The organism is Pseudolabrys sp. FHR47, from assembly GCF_005153485.1.
Classification (GTDB): domain Bacteria; phylum Pseudomonadota; class Alphaproteobacteria; order Rhizobiales; family Xanthobacteraceae; genus Pseudolabrys.
The window spans coordinates 843666-857854 of record NZ_CP039740.1 but is presented as its reverse complement, the minus strand read 5'-3'; the positions used below and the strand labels follow the sequence as shown (position 1 = coordinate 857854).

Below are 14189 nucleotides of genomic sequence, written 5' to 3'. Positions count from 1 at the left end.
GGCGAGAGAGTAGAAAATCAATGGATTACAACACCTTCTTCGTGTCCGCCCTGGATCAGTTGCGCCACGAACGCCGCTACCGCGTCTTTGCCGACCTCGAACGCATCGCCGGCCGCTTTCCCCACGCCTACTGGCATGCCCCGGACGGCAAGCGCGAGGTCGTGATCTGGTGCTCCAACGACTATCTCGGCATGGCCCAGCATCCGCAGGTGATCGGCGCCATGGTCGACGTCGCGGCGCGCATGGGCACCGGCGCCGGCGGCACCCGCAACATCGCCGGCACCAATCATCCGCTGGTCGAGCTGGAGCGCGAGCTCGCCGACCTGCACGGCAAGGAAGCCGCGCTCGTTTTCACGTCCGGCTATGTCTCGAACCAGACCGGCATCCCGACCATCGCCAGGCTGCTGCCGAACTGCCTCATCCTATCGGACGCGCTGAACCACAATTCGATGATCGAGGGCGTGCGCCAGTCCGGCTGCGAGAAAGTGATCTGGCGCCATAACGACCTCGGCCATCTCGAGGAACTGCTCAAGGCCGCCGACCCGGATCGCCCGAAGATCATCCTGTTCGAAAGCCTCTATTCGATGGATGGCGACGTCGCGCCGCTGCATGCGATCTGCGATCTCGCCGACAAGTACAATGCCATGACCTATGTCGACGAGGTCCACGCCGTCGGCATGTACGGCCCGCGTGGCGGCGGCGTCACCGAACGCGACGAGGCCGCGCATCGCATCGACGTCATCGAGGGCACGTTGGCCAAGGCGTTCGGCTGCCTCGGCGGTTACATCGCCGGTTCCGCGGCGATGATCGACGCCGTGCGTTCCTATGCGCCGGGCTTCATCTTCACCACCGCGCTGCCGCCGGCGATCTGCGCCGCCGCGACCGCGGCGATCCGTCATCTCAAGACGTCGCAGTGGGAGCGCGAGCGCCATCAGGACCGCGCCGCACGCGTCAAGGCCGTGCTCAACGCCGCCGGCCTGCCGGTGATGCCGTCGGATACGCACATCGTGCCGGTGCTCGTTGCCGACCCGGAGAAGGTCAAGATCGCCACCGACATGCTGCTCGAGGATCACGGCATCTACATCCAGCCGATCAACTATCCGACCGTGCCGCGCGGTCTGGAACGCCTGCGCATCACGCCGTCGCCCTATCACGACGACACGCTGATCGACCGCCTCGCCGAAGCTTTGGTCGATGTCTGGGAACGGCTGCAACTGCCGAAGAACCGCCAGCAGCTCGCGGCGGAGTAATCGCTAGTCGTCCACCGCATCCGGCGACGGCTTGACCGGTGGGCCTTTGTCGATGCCGCGGGCACGCAGCCGCACCAGAATCGGCGTGGTCCCCATCACGAAAATAATGCGCACCAGATGGTGCGTGCCGACATAGACCGGGTCGAAGCTGAGCGCGAGCGCCAGCAGCAGCATGGCATCGACGGCGCCTGGCGCGTAGGCGACCATCACCTCGGCCACCGGAATGTCGAGAAACAGCAGCAGCAGGCCGGCGAACCCGGCGGTGACCGCCGTGGCGACGGCGAAAACGCCGAACGCCGCCCCGGTGTAACGCAGCAGCAGCCACACCGGCGTATCGGCAAAGCGTGCGCCGCTCACGGCGCCGAAGGCGATCATCGCCGTGTAGGACAGCCACCACGGCATGACGACGCGCAGCGTGTCGGTGCCGTGCAGCACCGCCGAGGTGATCATGGCGCCGAACAACAGGCCGCCGGGAAGTCGCAACCGATGCGCCAGGATCGCGGCGGCCGATGACAGAGCGACAAGGATGGCGAGTTCGTCCGCTTGCGACGGATCGAACGACGCTTGCGACGGCGCGCTCACACGTTCGACGAGCCCGAGCGCCACGAACAAGGCCGGCAGGCCGACGGAAAGAATGATGACCCGCACGGTCTGCACGATGGCGACGCCGCGGACATCGACCTTGAACTCGATGGCCAATGCCATCACCTGCGACAGCCCGCCCGGCACGGCACCAAGATAGGCCGTCATTCCGTCCCAGCGATGAACCAGGCGCAAATACACGGTGCCCGCGACGGTGATCGCCACCGTCGTAGCCAGCAGCACGGCGATGCTGACCGGATAGGTGGCGATGCCGCGCAATGTCTCCGGCGTCACCACGGCGCCAAGCGAAATGCCGATCAGCACGACAAGGACCCGCACCAGCGGTTGCGGCACGCCCATGGGCCGGCCGGCAAGCGCCGCGCAGGCGACGACAAGAATAGAGCCGGACAGATATCCGGCGGGAATGCCGAGCAAGCCGAAAGCCAATCCGCCGATGGCGGCGAACACCATCGTTTCCGCAATGTTGCGGAACAGCGTGATCCGGTCGTGTTTCGGCGAGGCAGTCAACGGCGAGACTTCCAGAACGCGCCGCAACGCACAGCGCACTCTGTCAATGCTCCACTCCCGCGGCGCGGTCAAACCGCTTCAGTACAAAAGGTCCTGCGTCAGCGTTGACAGATGCTGCACGGCGACGAGCGCGGCTTTCAGATTGCCGCGCTGCTCGGCGTTGAGCGCCTTGACCTCGACCTTGTTGCCCGGCGGTTGCCCGGCATGCATATCAGCCAGTTGCTGCGCCAGAATCAAGTCCAGGAAAAGCGCCTGAGCACGGCCGAGCGCCTCGAGATCGGCGGCACCTCGCCCTAGGGCCGCCGCGGCCGCCAGACGCGCCGGCGTCGATCTCTCGACGAGATGATAGCGGACCGCAAGCACCCGAGCGAGCGTAACGATGCCGAACAGGCCAGCACGTTTGAGATCGATGCGGCCATTGTCGGTGCGGATGCCGCCGAGCATGGTCAGGCTGGGCGTCACCTCGCCACCGGCTTCGGCCAGCAGCTTGGCGAACATGACATTGCCCTCGGCCTCGTCGAAACCGCTGCGCCAGATTTCATTCGCCAACCGCGCATCGCCATGAACTGCGAGCAGGTCGAAGAAGATATCGACTGCTAACAGATCGGCCGGCGACGACCGCGTCAGCCACGAGGCGAGCCGCGCCCGCCATGTCGCCAGCGAGCCGCGCCAGCTTTCGTTTTTGGCCATAACGCCGCCGGTGCAATAGGGCACGCCGACCTCGTGCAGAATGTCGGCGACGATGGTGGCGAACTCCGTGAACCAGAGATCCTCGGTGCCGCCCGGCTCGCCTTCGGCAAAGACAATGGCGTTGTCCTGGTCCATCGCCAGCAGACTTTCGCCGCGACCGGCGGACCCGAGCACGCAGAGTGCATAAGGGCAAGGCGGTCCGCCTTTGCCGCCCTCCAGCATGCGCCGCTCGGCCAGCACGCCGGCGCGGCGTGTCAACGCTCCGAGCTCGCGCGAAATCACGGCCGCGATATCGCGCGCGCCAACGCCTTCGTCGAGCAGGCCTTCCGCCGCGTGCGGTAGCCGCGCCCAGGCGGCGCCGAGATCGTGAACGTCCTCGGCCGTATCGACCGCATCGCCGAGGATGGTCAGTTCCTGCGCGCGTAGCTTCAACAAATCGCGCGCACTGACGATTCCGCACACTTCACCGTCCTCGTTCTCGACGACGAGATGGCGCAGCCGGTGCCGGCTCATGCGGCCAAGCGCGCGATACACAAAGGCCGCGCGCGGCAAGGCGATCACCGGCCGGCTGGCGACTTTTCCGACCGGAGTCTGGAGCGCGTCCACGCCGCGTTCGCCGAGCACGCGCATGACGTCACGCTCGGTAACGATGGCGGCATCGGCGATCCGCAACGGCGTGTCGCTTGCGGCGGGCGCGACCAGCAGCGACGATATTTTCTCCCGCACCATCATGTCGAGCGCCTCAGACAACGGCGCCGTCGCGACAATGGTCTTCACCACCGGCGTCATGACATCGGCGACGCGGTGGCGATATGGATAGGTATCAATGCGATCGAGCGAGCCCCGTACGCGGCCACGCGGCTGCGCCACAGCCTGCTCCCAGCCGGCGCGATGCTGATCATCGAGCACCTCGCTGAGCGCAAGACACGCCTTCTCGGCTTCTGCCAGCGTGCGGATATTGCCCTCACGCAACTTCGGCAGCAGCGCGAGGAAAATGCGCGCGGTGAGAACGGCGTCGCCGACCGCCGAATGCCGGTCGGCAATGGTAACATTGAGCCAACTGGCGAGATGCTCCAGCGTGAAGCCGCCGAGGCGCGGCTCAACAACCTGCGCCAGCAGCCGCGTGTCGAGCGTGCGCGGCGCCCGCCACGGCAGACCGGCGCGCTCGCATTCGCGCTTGAGCACGGCCAGATCAAAGCCGAGCGTGTGCCCGATCCAGACGGAATCGCCGAGCCGCTGGGAAATCTCCGGCCAGGCCGCGGCGAACTGAGGCGCATCGGCGACCGCCGCATCGTCGATGTGGTGGATTTTCGTGGTCGCCGGCGGGATCGGTTCGCCAGGATTGACCAGCCGCCGCAGCGCGCCGGTTTCGTTGAGCTTGCCGCCGTTGAGCGGCACCAGCCCGATCTCGACGATGCGGGCCTTGGCGGGGTCGAGCCCGGTGGTTTCGGTGTCGACGACCACGGCATTGAGCGAAATCAGCGGTGTCGCATTGCCGGTAATCGCCATAAAGAGCCCCTCCCCGAGCGATTCTGGTTGAATGCAGAGTAGACCGGCGGCTTGCGGCAGTTAAATGATCCAGATCATTCCAGACTGTCGCAGGACGTCCCGGGCCGAAATCGGCGGCTACCCTTCCGCATCTAGGAAGGATAAAATAGCCTGTTAACGAGGGAGCTTAGCTCCCTGTCCGGAGCGTTGAATGCTGCAAGGCTGGGTCGTTATAGCAGTCGCGCTGGGCTATATCGGCCTTCTGTTCCTGATCGCGAGCTACGGCGACCGCCTGCGCGGGCGCAGCCGTGTGCTGGGCGGTGCGCAGGGCGCGCCGAGCCAGGGCCAAAGCCAGGGACTTGGCGCGGCCGGACGCACGCGGCTGATGATCTACCCGCTGTCGTTGGCGATCTACTGTACATCGTGGACCTTCTTCGGCTCGGTCGGCTCGGCCTCACGCACCGGCTATGAGTTCCTGACGATTTATATCGGCCCGGTGCTGATGATCGGCCTGTTCTCGCCGCTGCTGGTCCGCATCGTGCGGCTGGCGAAAGCGCAGAACATCACCTCGATCGCCGACTTCATCGCCGCGCGTTACGGCAAGGGTCAGGCGGTGGCGGCGACCGTCGCGCTGATCGCCATCATCGGCACTATTCCCTATATCGCGCTGCAGCTCAAAGCCGTCTCGGCGTCGCTTGAAACTATCCTGGCGCACGTCACGCCCGCCGACGACCTGTCGCGACCGCTGCTCGGCGATATCGCGCTGTTCGTGGCGCTGTCGATGGCGACCTTCGCCGTCCTGTTCGGCACCCGCCATATCGACGCGACCGAGCATCAGGACGGCTTGATGCTGGCGATCGCAACCGAGTCGATCGTCAAGCTGTTCGCCTTTCTCGCGGTCGGCATCTTCGTCACGTTCTGGATGTTCGACGGGCCGGGTGCCCTGTTCGAAGCGGCGCGGCAGCACGCCCAGACCGCGGGGCTGCTGACGCGGGAGCCAGCCTTCGATGTATTCATCGCCACCACCTTCCTGTCGTTCATGGCGATTATTCTGCTGCCGCGCCAGTTCCATGTGGCGGTCGTGGAGAACAACAATGAAGGCGAAATCCGCCGCGCCGCATGGCTGTTCCCGCTCTATCTGGTGCTGATCAACATCTTCGTAGTGCCGATCGCCATTGCCGGCCTTCTCGTCTTCAAGGGCAGCGCCGTCGACAGCGACATGTTCGTGCTGGCGCTGCCGCTGCAGACCGGTTCCTACATTCTGACGATTGCCGCCTTTGTCGGCGGCCTGTCGGCCGCAACCGCGATGGTGATTGTCGAATCGGTAGCTCTATCGATCATGATCTCCAACGACCTGATCATGCCGCTGGTGCTGCAACGGCGTAGCACCCTGCTGGCCGGCCGCGAGAATGTCGGCTCGCTGCTGCTGACGGTGCGGCGGCTGTCGATCTTCGCGATTCTGATCCTCGCCTATTTCTACTATCGGGCTGCCGGCCCGGCGCAGCTCGCGTCCATCGGCCTTCTGTCCTTCGCAGCGGTGGCGCAATTGGCGCCGGCGTTTTTCGGCGGCCTGTTCTGGCGGCGCGCGACCGCGGCCGGCGCCATGGCCGGCATGGTCGCCGGCACGCTGATGTGGGGTTACACGCTGCTGTTGCCGACATTCGCCGACATCGGCGTCATCGGCCAGCGCATCCTCACCGAAGGGCCGTGGGGCATCGCCATGCTGCGACCACAGCACTTCCTCGGCCTCGACCTGTCGCCACTGGTGCATGGCGTGGTGTGGAGCCTCGCCCTCAATGTCCTGTTCTACATCGGCTTCTCGCTGCGCCGCGAACCGACGCCGATCGAACGGTTGCAGGCCAACACCTTCGTGCCGTCGGCACTGACGCCGATCACGCCGAGCTTCCGGCTGTGGCGCTCCGCGGTAACGGTCGAAGAACTCACCGGTACCGTGGCACGCTATCTGGGCGAGGAACGCACGCGCGCCTCGTTCGAGGAGTTCGCCAATACGCACCGCATCAGCCTCGACCCGAAGGACGAGGCCGACTTCCGGCTGGTGCGCCATGCCGAGCACATCCTGTCGTCGGCGATCGGCGGCGCATCGTCGCGCCTGGTGCTATCGCTGTTGCTGCGCAAGCGCACGGTGTCGACCAAAGCGGCGCTCAAGCTGCTCGACGATGCCTCGGCGGCGATCCAGTACAACCGCGAAATCCTGCAGACGGCGCTCGACCACGTGCGCCAGGGCATCGCCGTGTTCGACCGCGACCTGCAACTGATCTGCTGGAACCGCCAGTTCGGCGAAATTCTCGATTTGCCGCCGAGCCTGATCCGCGTCGGCAACAGCCTTGCCGACATCCTTCGCTTCAACGCGCAACGCGGCGACGTCGCCCCCGACCGCGTCGAAGGCATCGTGCGCGCGCAGATCGAGCGCTACATCTCCGGCAACGACGTATTCATGGAGCGCTCCGCCAACGGGGATCTGGTGATCGAGGTGCGCGCCAACCACATGCCGGACGGCGGCATCGTCACCACCTTCACCGACATCACCGCCAGCGTCGAGGCCGCCGAAGCGCTGGAGCGTTCCAACGAGACGCTGGAGCGCCGCGTGCGCGAGCGCACCGAGGAACTCGAACTGCTCAACGCCGAGCTCGCCCACGCCAAGGGCGAAGCCGACGCCGCCAACATCTCGAAAACCAAGTTCCTCGCCGCCGCCAGCCACGACATCCTGCAGCCGCTCAATGCCGCGCGGCTTTACGTCACCAGCCTGGTCGAGCGCGGCAGCCGCGACGACCGCAAGCTCGTCGACAATATCGATGCCTCGCTCGAGGCGGTGGAGGAAATCTTCGGCGCGCTGCTCGACATGTCGCGGCTCGACACCGGCGCCATGCGGCCGGAGCTGTCGTCGTTCCGCATCGACGACATCATGCGGCAGATCGAACTCGAATTCGCGCCGCTCGCCGCCGCCAAGGGGCTCGAACTCAAATACGTGCCGTGCTCGCTGGTGGTGCGTTCCGACCGCCGGCTGCTGCGCCGCCTGGTGCAGAACCTCGTCTCCAACGCCATCAAGTACACGCCGACCGGCAAGGTGCTGATCGGCTGCCGGCGCAACGCCCGCGACCTGCGCATCGACGTCTACGACACCGGCGTCGGCATCCCCGAGTCAAAGCGCCGCGACATCTTCATCGAATTCCATCGTCTCGATCAGGGCGCGCGCATCGCCCGCGGCCTCGGTCTCGGCCTGTCGATCGTCGAACGTATCGCCCGCGTGCTGTCGCTCGACGTCAGCGTCGACGGCACGCGCCGCGGCGGCTCGCATTTCGCGGTGACCGTGCCACGTTCCAATGCCAAGCCGGTCGAACTTGCCGCCCGCAACGAAAGCCGGGTCGATCCGAGCCAGCTCGCCGGCACCACCGCAGTGTGCATCGACAACGAGCCGGCCGTGCTCGACGGCATGGCGGTGCTGCTGCGCGGCTGGGGCTGCGAGGTGATCAAGGCTGGCGATCTGGAGACGGCGTTGGAAGCGGTCGACGAGAGCGCGACGCCGCCGAACGGACTGCTGGTCGACTATCATCTCGACCATGGCAACGGCATCGACGCCGTCATCGCGCTGCGTGAAAAACTAGGCCCGCTGCCGGCGATCCTGATCACCGCCGACCGCACGCCGGCGGTGCGCGACCGCGCCCGCGCCGAAGACATTCAGCTCCTGAACAAGCCGGTGAAGCCGGCGGCCCTGCGCGCCCTGCTGGCGCAATGGCGCATGATGCGCGTCGCCGCGGCGGAGTAGAGGTTCTACCCCTCGACGCTTGCGCCTTGCGGGAAGTGGCCGGCTTCGATCTTGGCGGCGGCGATCACCGCCTGCGTGCGGCTTTCGACGCCGAGCTTCTGCAGGATCGCGGAGACATGCGCCTTGACCGTCGCTTCCGACACGCCGAGCTGGTAGGCGATCTGTTTATTCAGAAGCCCCTCCGACAGCATCATCAGCACGCGCACCTGCTGCGGTGTCAGCGTCGCCATGCGCGCCATCAGCGCCGCGGTTTCGGCGTCGGAGCCGGCGGACAGATCGACATCGCCCGGCGTCCAGACGCCGCCTTTGAGAATGTCGGAAATCGCCGTGCGGATATCCTCGACCGGCAAGGTCTTCGGAATGAAGCCGGAGGCGCCGAATTCCATGCAGCGGCGGATCGCCGCGGGATCGTCATTGGCCGACACCACGATCACCGGCACCACGGGATATTCGGCGCGGATATACATCAGACCGGAAAAACCGCGCGCGCCGGGCATGCTGAGATCGAGCAGCACCAGATCGGTGTCGCCGCCGCGGTCGAGCAGCGACACGACTTCATCGAACGTGCCCGCTTCCTGGATGTCGGCGGGATCGAGCAGACCGGACACGGCTTCGCGCAGGGCGCCGCGGAACAGCGGATGGTCGTCGGCGATGACCAGTCTGTAGGTTTCGGTTTTCTCCACAATCCGCTCTTTCTCTCGCGCGGCCGGTCGATCCGACGGCCACCGCCACTAGGGCTCCAGCCGGCGGCCAAGCCGCAACCGCAGGCTCAATGCCGATCCCGCCCCAACTGGCCCTGTTAAATAGCCACCTCGGCCCCCGCAAGGGCCTTCGCTCCGTTGGCCGGGCGGTCGGCGCCGTAGCACCGCAACTTAACGGAAATGGGGTTTAGCATCAACGCGATACGGCCGACCGGGCGGCGCCGGATCAGCTCGCGGCGGCCAGCGTCGGAAAGGTCAGCCCGCCCGAGGCCTTGGTCAGTTCGTCGTGGATGTTGCACAACGTGACCTTGAGATAATTGCGCGTCGTTTCCAGATCCCGCCCGCGCAGCTTTTCGTGGATCGGCATCAGTTCGAAATACGGCTGGGCAAATGGCTCGGGAATATCCATGGCCCGCTTCGGCGGATGCAGCGCGATCTGCTTGAGCCGCTGCTCGAGGTCGGCGCGCAGGACCTGCCAGTCGTCCCGGCCGATGGCTTCCGGCACCGGATAGCGATCGAACACGGACAGGACCAGCGACGTCAGCGCGTCGAAGTCCTCCTGCGTTGGCGGCTGGTCCTCGCGGGCGAGAACCGCATAGACGACTTCCGCCACCATCGCGAGGCCGAGCGGATAAGCGCGCCAGCGCGACACCTCGACCGCCGCGTGAAAACCCGGCTCCTTGAACAGCACCTTCGCGTAATGGCCGGCGCGCGCGCGTGAATATTCGTAGATGGCCTTCTGAATCAGAAAGGCGGCGTTGCGATCGATGAAGTCGGCGAGCGCATCGCGGTCGCGGACCGCGGGGCGACGACGGAAAATATCCGAGAGAGCCATCTGTTTGTTTTTCTATGTCGCCGTTGAAACTGTTTCTTTCGCAGTTGCGAAATGAATTCTATCAAAAAACATCAGTTGAATCATAGGCAAAATCCCATTGGATAGTCCTAAAGTAGTATAAAGACTCGCTAAGTCGCGGTGTTACCTTTCCTTTACGACAAGTCCGCCGAAAGAGCGGAGCGTGAGCGGCAGCTTGGGGGGATGCCGCACCATTTTTTTCGTCGGCTCCCCTCAGAACTTCAACAATGCCCGATCCGCCGCCTGGCGGACGGCCTTTCGAGGGAGAGGCAGCGACCCATGAGTTCACCAACAAACTCGACAACAAGCGATAACGACAAGGCACACTGGGACAAGACGACACGCCTGATGCTTACGCATCTCGGCCTGTGGTTCTTCTTCGGTTACGTGGTCCACATGTTCGTGGTCCCGCTGAACAAGATCACCATCCCGATCCTCAACTTCCCGCTCGGCTTCTATATGGCTGCGCAGGGCTCGCTGATCGCCTTCGTGGTCATGCTGTTCATGTTTGCCAGACAGCAGAACGCCATCGATCGCGAACACGGCGTCGCCGAAGACGAATAAGGGGGCCAACATGACAACAGCAACGGGCGGAAGCTCGGATTTCATCAAAAACCTGGGCCGAATGTACGCCACGTACACTGGCGGCTTCCTGGCCTTCATCATTCTGCTCGCCATCCTCGAACAGGTTGGCGTGCCGAACAAAATCCTCGGCTACCTTTTCGTCGCCTTCACGATCATCGTTTACGCCGTCATCGGCGTGATGTCGCGCACCGCCGAAGTGTCGGAATATTACGTCGCAGGCCGCCGCGTTCCGGCGCTCTACAACGGCATGGCGACCGGCGCCGACTGGATGTCGGCGGCATCGTTCGTCGGCATGGCCGGCACCCTCTTCCTGCTCGGCTATGACGGCCTGGCCTGGGTGCTCGGCTGGACCGGCGGCTTCGTGCTGGTGTCGATCCTCATCGGCCCCTATCTGCGCAAGTTCGGCGCCTACACGGTTCCGGACTTCATGGCGTTCCGCTTCGGCGGCAATACGGCACGCATGGTGGCCGTGATCGTGCTGGTGTGCTGCTCGTTCACTTATGTGACCGCGCAGATCTTCGGCACGGGCATCATCGCCTCGCGCTTCCTCGGCATGCCGTTCGAAGTCGCGGTGTTCGCGGGTCTCGCCGGCATCCTGCTCTGCTCGATGCTCGGCGGCATGCGCGCGGTGACCTGGACGCAGATCGCCCAGTACATCGTGCTCATCATCGCCTATCTAACGCCGATCATCATCCTGTCGACCAAGAAGTACGGCATTCCGATCCCGGAACTGACGTATGGCAACGCTATCGCCGACATCACTGCCCGCGAACAGCAGATGATCGCCTCCGGTCTGGCCACCGCGGCCAACCTCAAACCGCACATCGCGCCGTTCCTCAACTACACGCCGCTGAACTTCTTCGCCATCATCCTCTGCATGATGGTCGGCACGGCGTCGCTGCCGCACATTCTGATGCGTTACTTCACCACGCCCACCGTGCGTGAGGCGCGTCAGTCGGTCGCTTGGTCGTTGCTGTTCATCTTCCTGCTTTACTTCTCGGCGCCTGCTTACGCCGCGTTCTCGAAGCTGGAGGTGTACACCAACATCATCGGCCGTGATCTGACACAGGTCCGCCCCTGGATGTTCACCTGGGGCGAACTCGGTCTGATCAAGATCTGCGGACAAAACGCCGCCTCGATCGATGCCATCGTCGCCGCCTGTAAGGCGATCGCCGGGCATCCGGGCGTCGTCCGTCTGCAGGACTTCGTGATCAACACGGACGTGATCGTGCTCTCCACGCCGGAGATCGCGGGCCTGCCGTACGTGATCTCGGGTCTGGTCGCCGCCGGCGGTCTCGCCGCCGCGCTGTCGACCGCCGACGGCCTGCTGCTGGCCATCGCCAACGCGCTCTCGCACGACGTCTACTACAAGATGGTCGACCCGAGCGCGCCGACGGTGCGCCGTCTGCTCGTCGCCCGCATCCTGCTGCTGGTCGTCGCCGTGGCTGCCGCCTGGACCGCTTCGACGCGGCCGGGTGACATCCTCGCGATGGTCGGCTGGGCGTTCTCGCTTGCAATGGCCGGCAACTTCCCGGCGCTCATCATGGGCGTCTGGTGGAAGCGGACCACGGCAGCAGGCGCGGTGGCTGGCATGATCGCAGGTTTCGGCCTGTGCATCTTCTACCTCGTCGTGACCCGTTACTTCCCGGGAGCCGGCGTGGCGTACTTCGGTATGTCGTCGCTCGCCAACCCGGCCACGGGTCTGCCGCTGGTTGATCTTGCCAAGGCGATGGCTGCTCCTGGCGCCATGGACAGCTGGGTGCTCGTCTCGCATCCGCTCGCGAACAAGGTCGGCTGGTTCGGCCTGACCAACATCGCCTGCGGTCTGCTCGGCATGCCGGTCGGCTTCCTGGTCATCTACGTGGTCAGCCTGATGGGCAAGGAGCCGTCCAAGGAAATGCAGGCCTATGTCGACGAGATCCGCAAGCCCCGTGGGCGTACGGTTCTCCAGGAAAAGACCTGATCGAAGCTACGATCCCAACTGGAGCGGGGCCCTTCGGGGCCCCGCTTTTTTATGGGTTGCGGCAGCGCGTGTCGCTTGCCATTGTCGAATAACACCGAAGGGAAAGCCGGCCCGTGGATTTCAGCAACCCGTCCTTCTGGATCTATCAACTGCCGAACTTCGCGCTCGCGGTGGTGATGTACACCATGCTCGGCCGTGTGCTGCTCGGCCTGTTCGTCGATGCGGACTCGACGAATTACATCTGGCGTTTCTTCTGCCGCCTGACCGATCCGTTCGTGGCGTTGTTCGCTTATGTAACACCGAAGGCGGCGCCGCCGGTGATCGTATGGCTGTTCGGCTTTGTCTGGCTGTTCTGGCTGCGCGTCGGGCTGCTCTATTTGTTCCTGCTCATGGGCGCGGTTCCGAAGTCGGGGCTGGCACAATGAGCAAGAACGCTTTCTATATCGGCATTGCCTTCTTCGGCATGATCAACGGCATCTTCAATCAGCTCGCGCTGTTGTTCGCGCTGATCCATGTGCAAATCCTGGCGCCCGCGCTTCTGTTCGGTTCGACAGGGCTGACCCTGATGTTTTCCTCGCTGATGGTGTCGACCGGCACGATCATCCTCGCCGGCATCCCGGCCGCGATCTACGAGCGCTTTTCCAGCGCCAAAGACGACTCGACGCCCACATCCTTGTGGATCTGGCTCGCAGGCACGGCGCTACTGACGCTGCCGGCGATGGGGAATTTCCTCGAATACGGCCTGTAAGCCGCGGGCGCCGGAGTGCCGCGATCGGGCGCCCGGCCCGCGGAACGGACGACCGATCACGGTGTTGTGCTTGCCGAAGCCCGGGCAGACCGCTTGTTGGCTGGCATATAAATTGCAGAAATCTGGGCCGGGAGAAAATCGCCGGGGGTGGGCTCTTCGACAGGAGACACGCCATGAACCCATGCGAACGTTATGCCCGTTTTACCCTTCTCCGCGACGCCGGTTTTTTCGCCGTGGCCGCGGTCACCCTGATGATCGGCTTCAGTTTCGAGCCGGCGCTGGCGCTCGATATCGGCGCCTCGGTTGCCCTGCTTTTTGCCGTGGTCCAGTTGGTCCGGGCCTCGCGCCTGACCGAGGACCGTTTCCGCCACTGCGAGGTCTGGCAGGCGCTTGAGCCGGACGAACGCCCGGCCGGCGCCCACGGCATTCGTTTCGCGCTCACGTCGCTGCAGGACCAGATGCTGCGCTTTGCCAAATCCGCCGCGGGAACGGCGGTTACGCTCTATGGGTCGGGCCTTGCGGTTTCCCTGACCTTCGGCTTTTCCGGGGTCTGACCGAGGCCAGCACACCCGTTTGTGAGGACGATTTCCCCGGAACCCGCGCTATGCTTAGGGGCCGGAACCGGATTAAGACGAGCACGACCATGGAGCCGATGCGGCGAGTCGCCTATGAGGTGGTGCAACGCGCCTGCCTCTTCGGTTCGCTGGCCATCTTCTGCGTCATGATCGGGATGTCGTTCGACGCGCGGCTTGCCTTCCAGACCGGCGGCACAATGACCGCGGTCATGGCCCTCACGCTGATCTACAAGGCGCGCGAGGCGCTGACCAAGCCCTACCAAAAGACCGAGCTGTGGCTGTACCTGCCGGAGGATAAGCGCCCGCCGGCCGCGCAGGCGCAATGGGCAAGCGCCACCGTGCTGCGCGAGACCTACCTCACCTTCGCACTGTGGACCTCGGCCATTTCCATCGGCATGTGGGCGCTGGCGCTGATATTCCGACTCACCGGCTTCTGAGCAGC

General features: G+C 64.7%; 12 protein-coding genes. 8 read left to right on the top strand and 4 right to left on the bottom strand.

Features of this window, described 5'->3' with window-relative positions:
* Window positions 1-20 precede the first annotated feature (20 nt).
* The gene (hemA, locus tag E8Q40_RS04255) at window positions 21-1250 is read left to right on the top strand and encodes a 5-aminolevulinate synthase (RefSeq protein WP_137043215.1); all 1230 of its coding nucleotides are present in this window, start codon (window positions 21-23) and stop codon (window positions 1248-1250) included.
* 3 nt (window positions 1251-1253) lie between these two features.
* On the opposite strand, the gene E8Q40_RS04250 is transcribed toward hemA, so the two are convergent.
* Together E8Q40_RS04250 and E8Q40_RS04245 are read right to left on the bottom strand one after the other, a co-directional pair.
* Window positions 1254-2360 carry an AbrB family transcriptional regulator gene (locus E8Q40_RS04250; RefSeq protein WP_137043214.1) on the bottom strand — a complete coding sequence of 369 codons (1107 nt, stop codon included), beginning with the start codon at window positions 2358-2360 and terminating at the stop codon, window positions 1254-1256.
* Window positions 2361-2438: 78 nt separating this feature from the next.
* Complete coding sequence (locus E8Q40_RS04245; RefSeq protein ID WP_137043213.1) at window positions 2439-4559, bottom strand: DUF294 nucleotidyltransferase-like domain-containing protein; 2121 nt, start codon at window positions 4557-4559, stop codon at window positions 2439-2441.
* 190 nt (window positions 4560-4749) lie between these two features.
* Between E8Q40_RS04245 and E8Q40_RS04240 the strand changes: the two genes are divergently transcribed.
* Window positions 4750-8322: a PAS domain-containing hybrid sensor histidine kinase/response regulator gene (locus tag E8Q40_RS04240; RefSeq protein ID WP_137043212.1), complete on the top strand. Its 3573-nt coding sequence runs from the start codon at window positions 4750-4752 to the stop codon at window positions 8320-8322.
* A 5-nt stretch (window positions 8323-8327) separates the two neighbouring features.
* On the opposite strand, the gene E8Q40_RS04235 is transcribed toward E8Q40_RS04240, so the two are convergent.
* A complete protein-coding gene (locus E8Q40_RS04235; protein ID WP_370455228.1) occupies window positions 8328-9005 on the bottom strand; it encodes a response regulator in 678 nt (225 codons plus the stop codon).
* Between the two features lie 244 nt (window positions 9006-9249).
* Complete coding sequence (locus tag E8Q40_RS04230) at window positions 9250-9858, bottom strand: hypothetical protein (protein WP_137043210.1); 609 nt, start codon at window positions 9856-9858, stop codon at window positions 9250-9252.
* 297 nt (window positions 9859-10155) lie between these two features.
* On the opposite strand from E8Q40_RS04230, the gene E8Q40_RS04225 reads away from it, so the two are divergent.
* From E8Q40_RS04225 to E8Q40_RS04200, 6 genes are all read left to right on the top strand, one after another.
* Complete coding sequence (locus E8Q40_RS04225; protein ID WP_137043209.1) at window positions 10156-10440, top strand: DUF4212 domain-containing protein; 285 nt, start codon at window positions 10156-10158, stop codon at window positions 10438-10440.
* 61 nt (window positions 10441-10501) lie between these two features.
* Entirely contained in the window at window positions 10502-12424 is a 1923-nt protein-coding gene (locus E8Q40_RS04220) for a sodium:solute symporter family protein (protein WP_246662996.1), read from the top strand.
* A gap of 113 nt (window positions 12425-12537) precedes the next feature.
* Window positions 12538-12849 (top strand): YggT family protein, encoded by a 312-nt coding sequence (locus tag E8Q40_RS04215; protein WP_137043207.1) that lies wholly within the window; start codon window positions 12538-12540, stop codon window positions 12847-12849.
* On the top strand, window positions 12846-13172 hold the full coding sequence (locus E8Q40_RS04210; RefSeq protein ID WP_137043206.1) for a hypothetical protein: 327 nt from the start codon (window positions 12846-12848) through the stop codon (window positions 13170-13172). The genes E8Q40_RS04215 and E8Q40_RS04210 overlap by 4 nt, the downstream gene beginning before the upstream one ends.
* A gap of 173 nt (window positions 13173-13345) precedes the next feature.
* The gene (locus E8Q40_RS04205; protein WP_137043205.1) at window positions 13346-13726 is read left to right on the top strand and encodes a hypothetical protein; all 381 of its coding nucleotides are present in this window, start codon (window positions 13346-13348) and stop codon (window positions 13724-13726) included.
* A 98-nt stretch (window positions 13727-13824) separates the two neighbouring features.
* Window positions 13825-14184: a hypothetical protein gene (locus tag E8Q40_RS04200; protein WP_137043204.1), complete on the top strand. Its 360-nt coding sequence runs from the start codon at window positions 13825-13827 to the stop codon at window positions 14182-14184.
* Window positions 14185-14189 lie beyond the last annotated feature (5 nt).

Excerpts from the sequence above, each read along its gene's own strand:
- E8Q40_RS04225 (WP_137043209.1), top strand. The coding sequence starts at position 10,156 with ATGAGTTCACCAACAAACTCGACAACAAGCGATAACGACAAGGCACAC.
- E8Q40_RS04220 (WP_246662996.1), top strand. The coding sequence starts at position 10,502 with ATGTACGCCACGTACACTGGCGGCTTCCTGGCCTTCATCATTCTGCTC.
- E8Q40_RS04245 (WP_137043213.1), bottom strand. The coding sequence starts at position 4,559 with ATGGCGATTACCGGCAATGCGACACCGCTGATTTCGCTCAATGCCGTG.
- E8Q40_RS04240 (WP_137043212.1), top strand. The coding sequence starts at position 4,750 with ATGCTGCAAGGCTGGGTCGTTATAGCAGTCGCGCTGGGCTATATCGGC.
- E8Q40_RS04230 (WP_137043210.1), bottom strand. The coding sequence starts at position 9,858 with ATGGCTCTCTCGGATATTTTCCGTCGTCGCCCCGCGGTCCGCGACCGC.
- hemA (WP_137043215.1), top strand. The coding sequence starts at position 21 with ATGGATTACAACACCTTCTTCGTGTCCGCCCTGGATCAGTTGCGCCAC.
- E8Q40_RS04205 (WP_137043205.1), top strand. The coding sequence starts at position 13,346 with ATGAACCCATGCGAACGTTATGCCCGTTTTACCCTTCTCCGCGACGCC.
- E8Q40_RS04210 (WP_137043206.1), top strand. The coding sequence starts at position 12,846 with ATGAGCAAGAACGCTTTCTATATCGGCATTGCCTTCTTCGGCATGATC.
- E8Q40_RS04200 (WP_137043204.1), top strand. The coding sequence starts at position 13,825 with ATGCGGCGAGTCGCCTATGAGGTGGTGCAACGCGCCTGCCTCTTCGGT.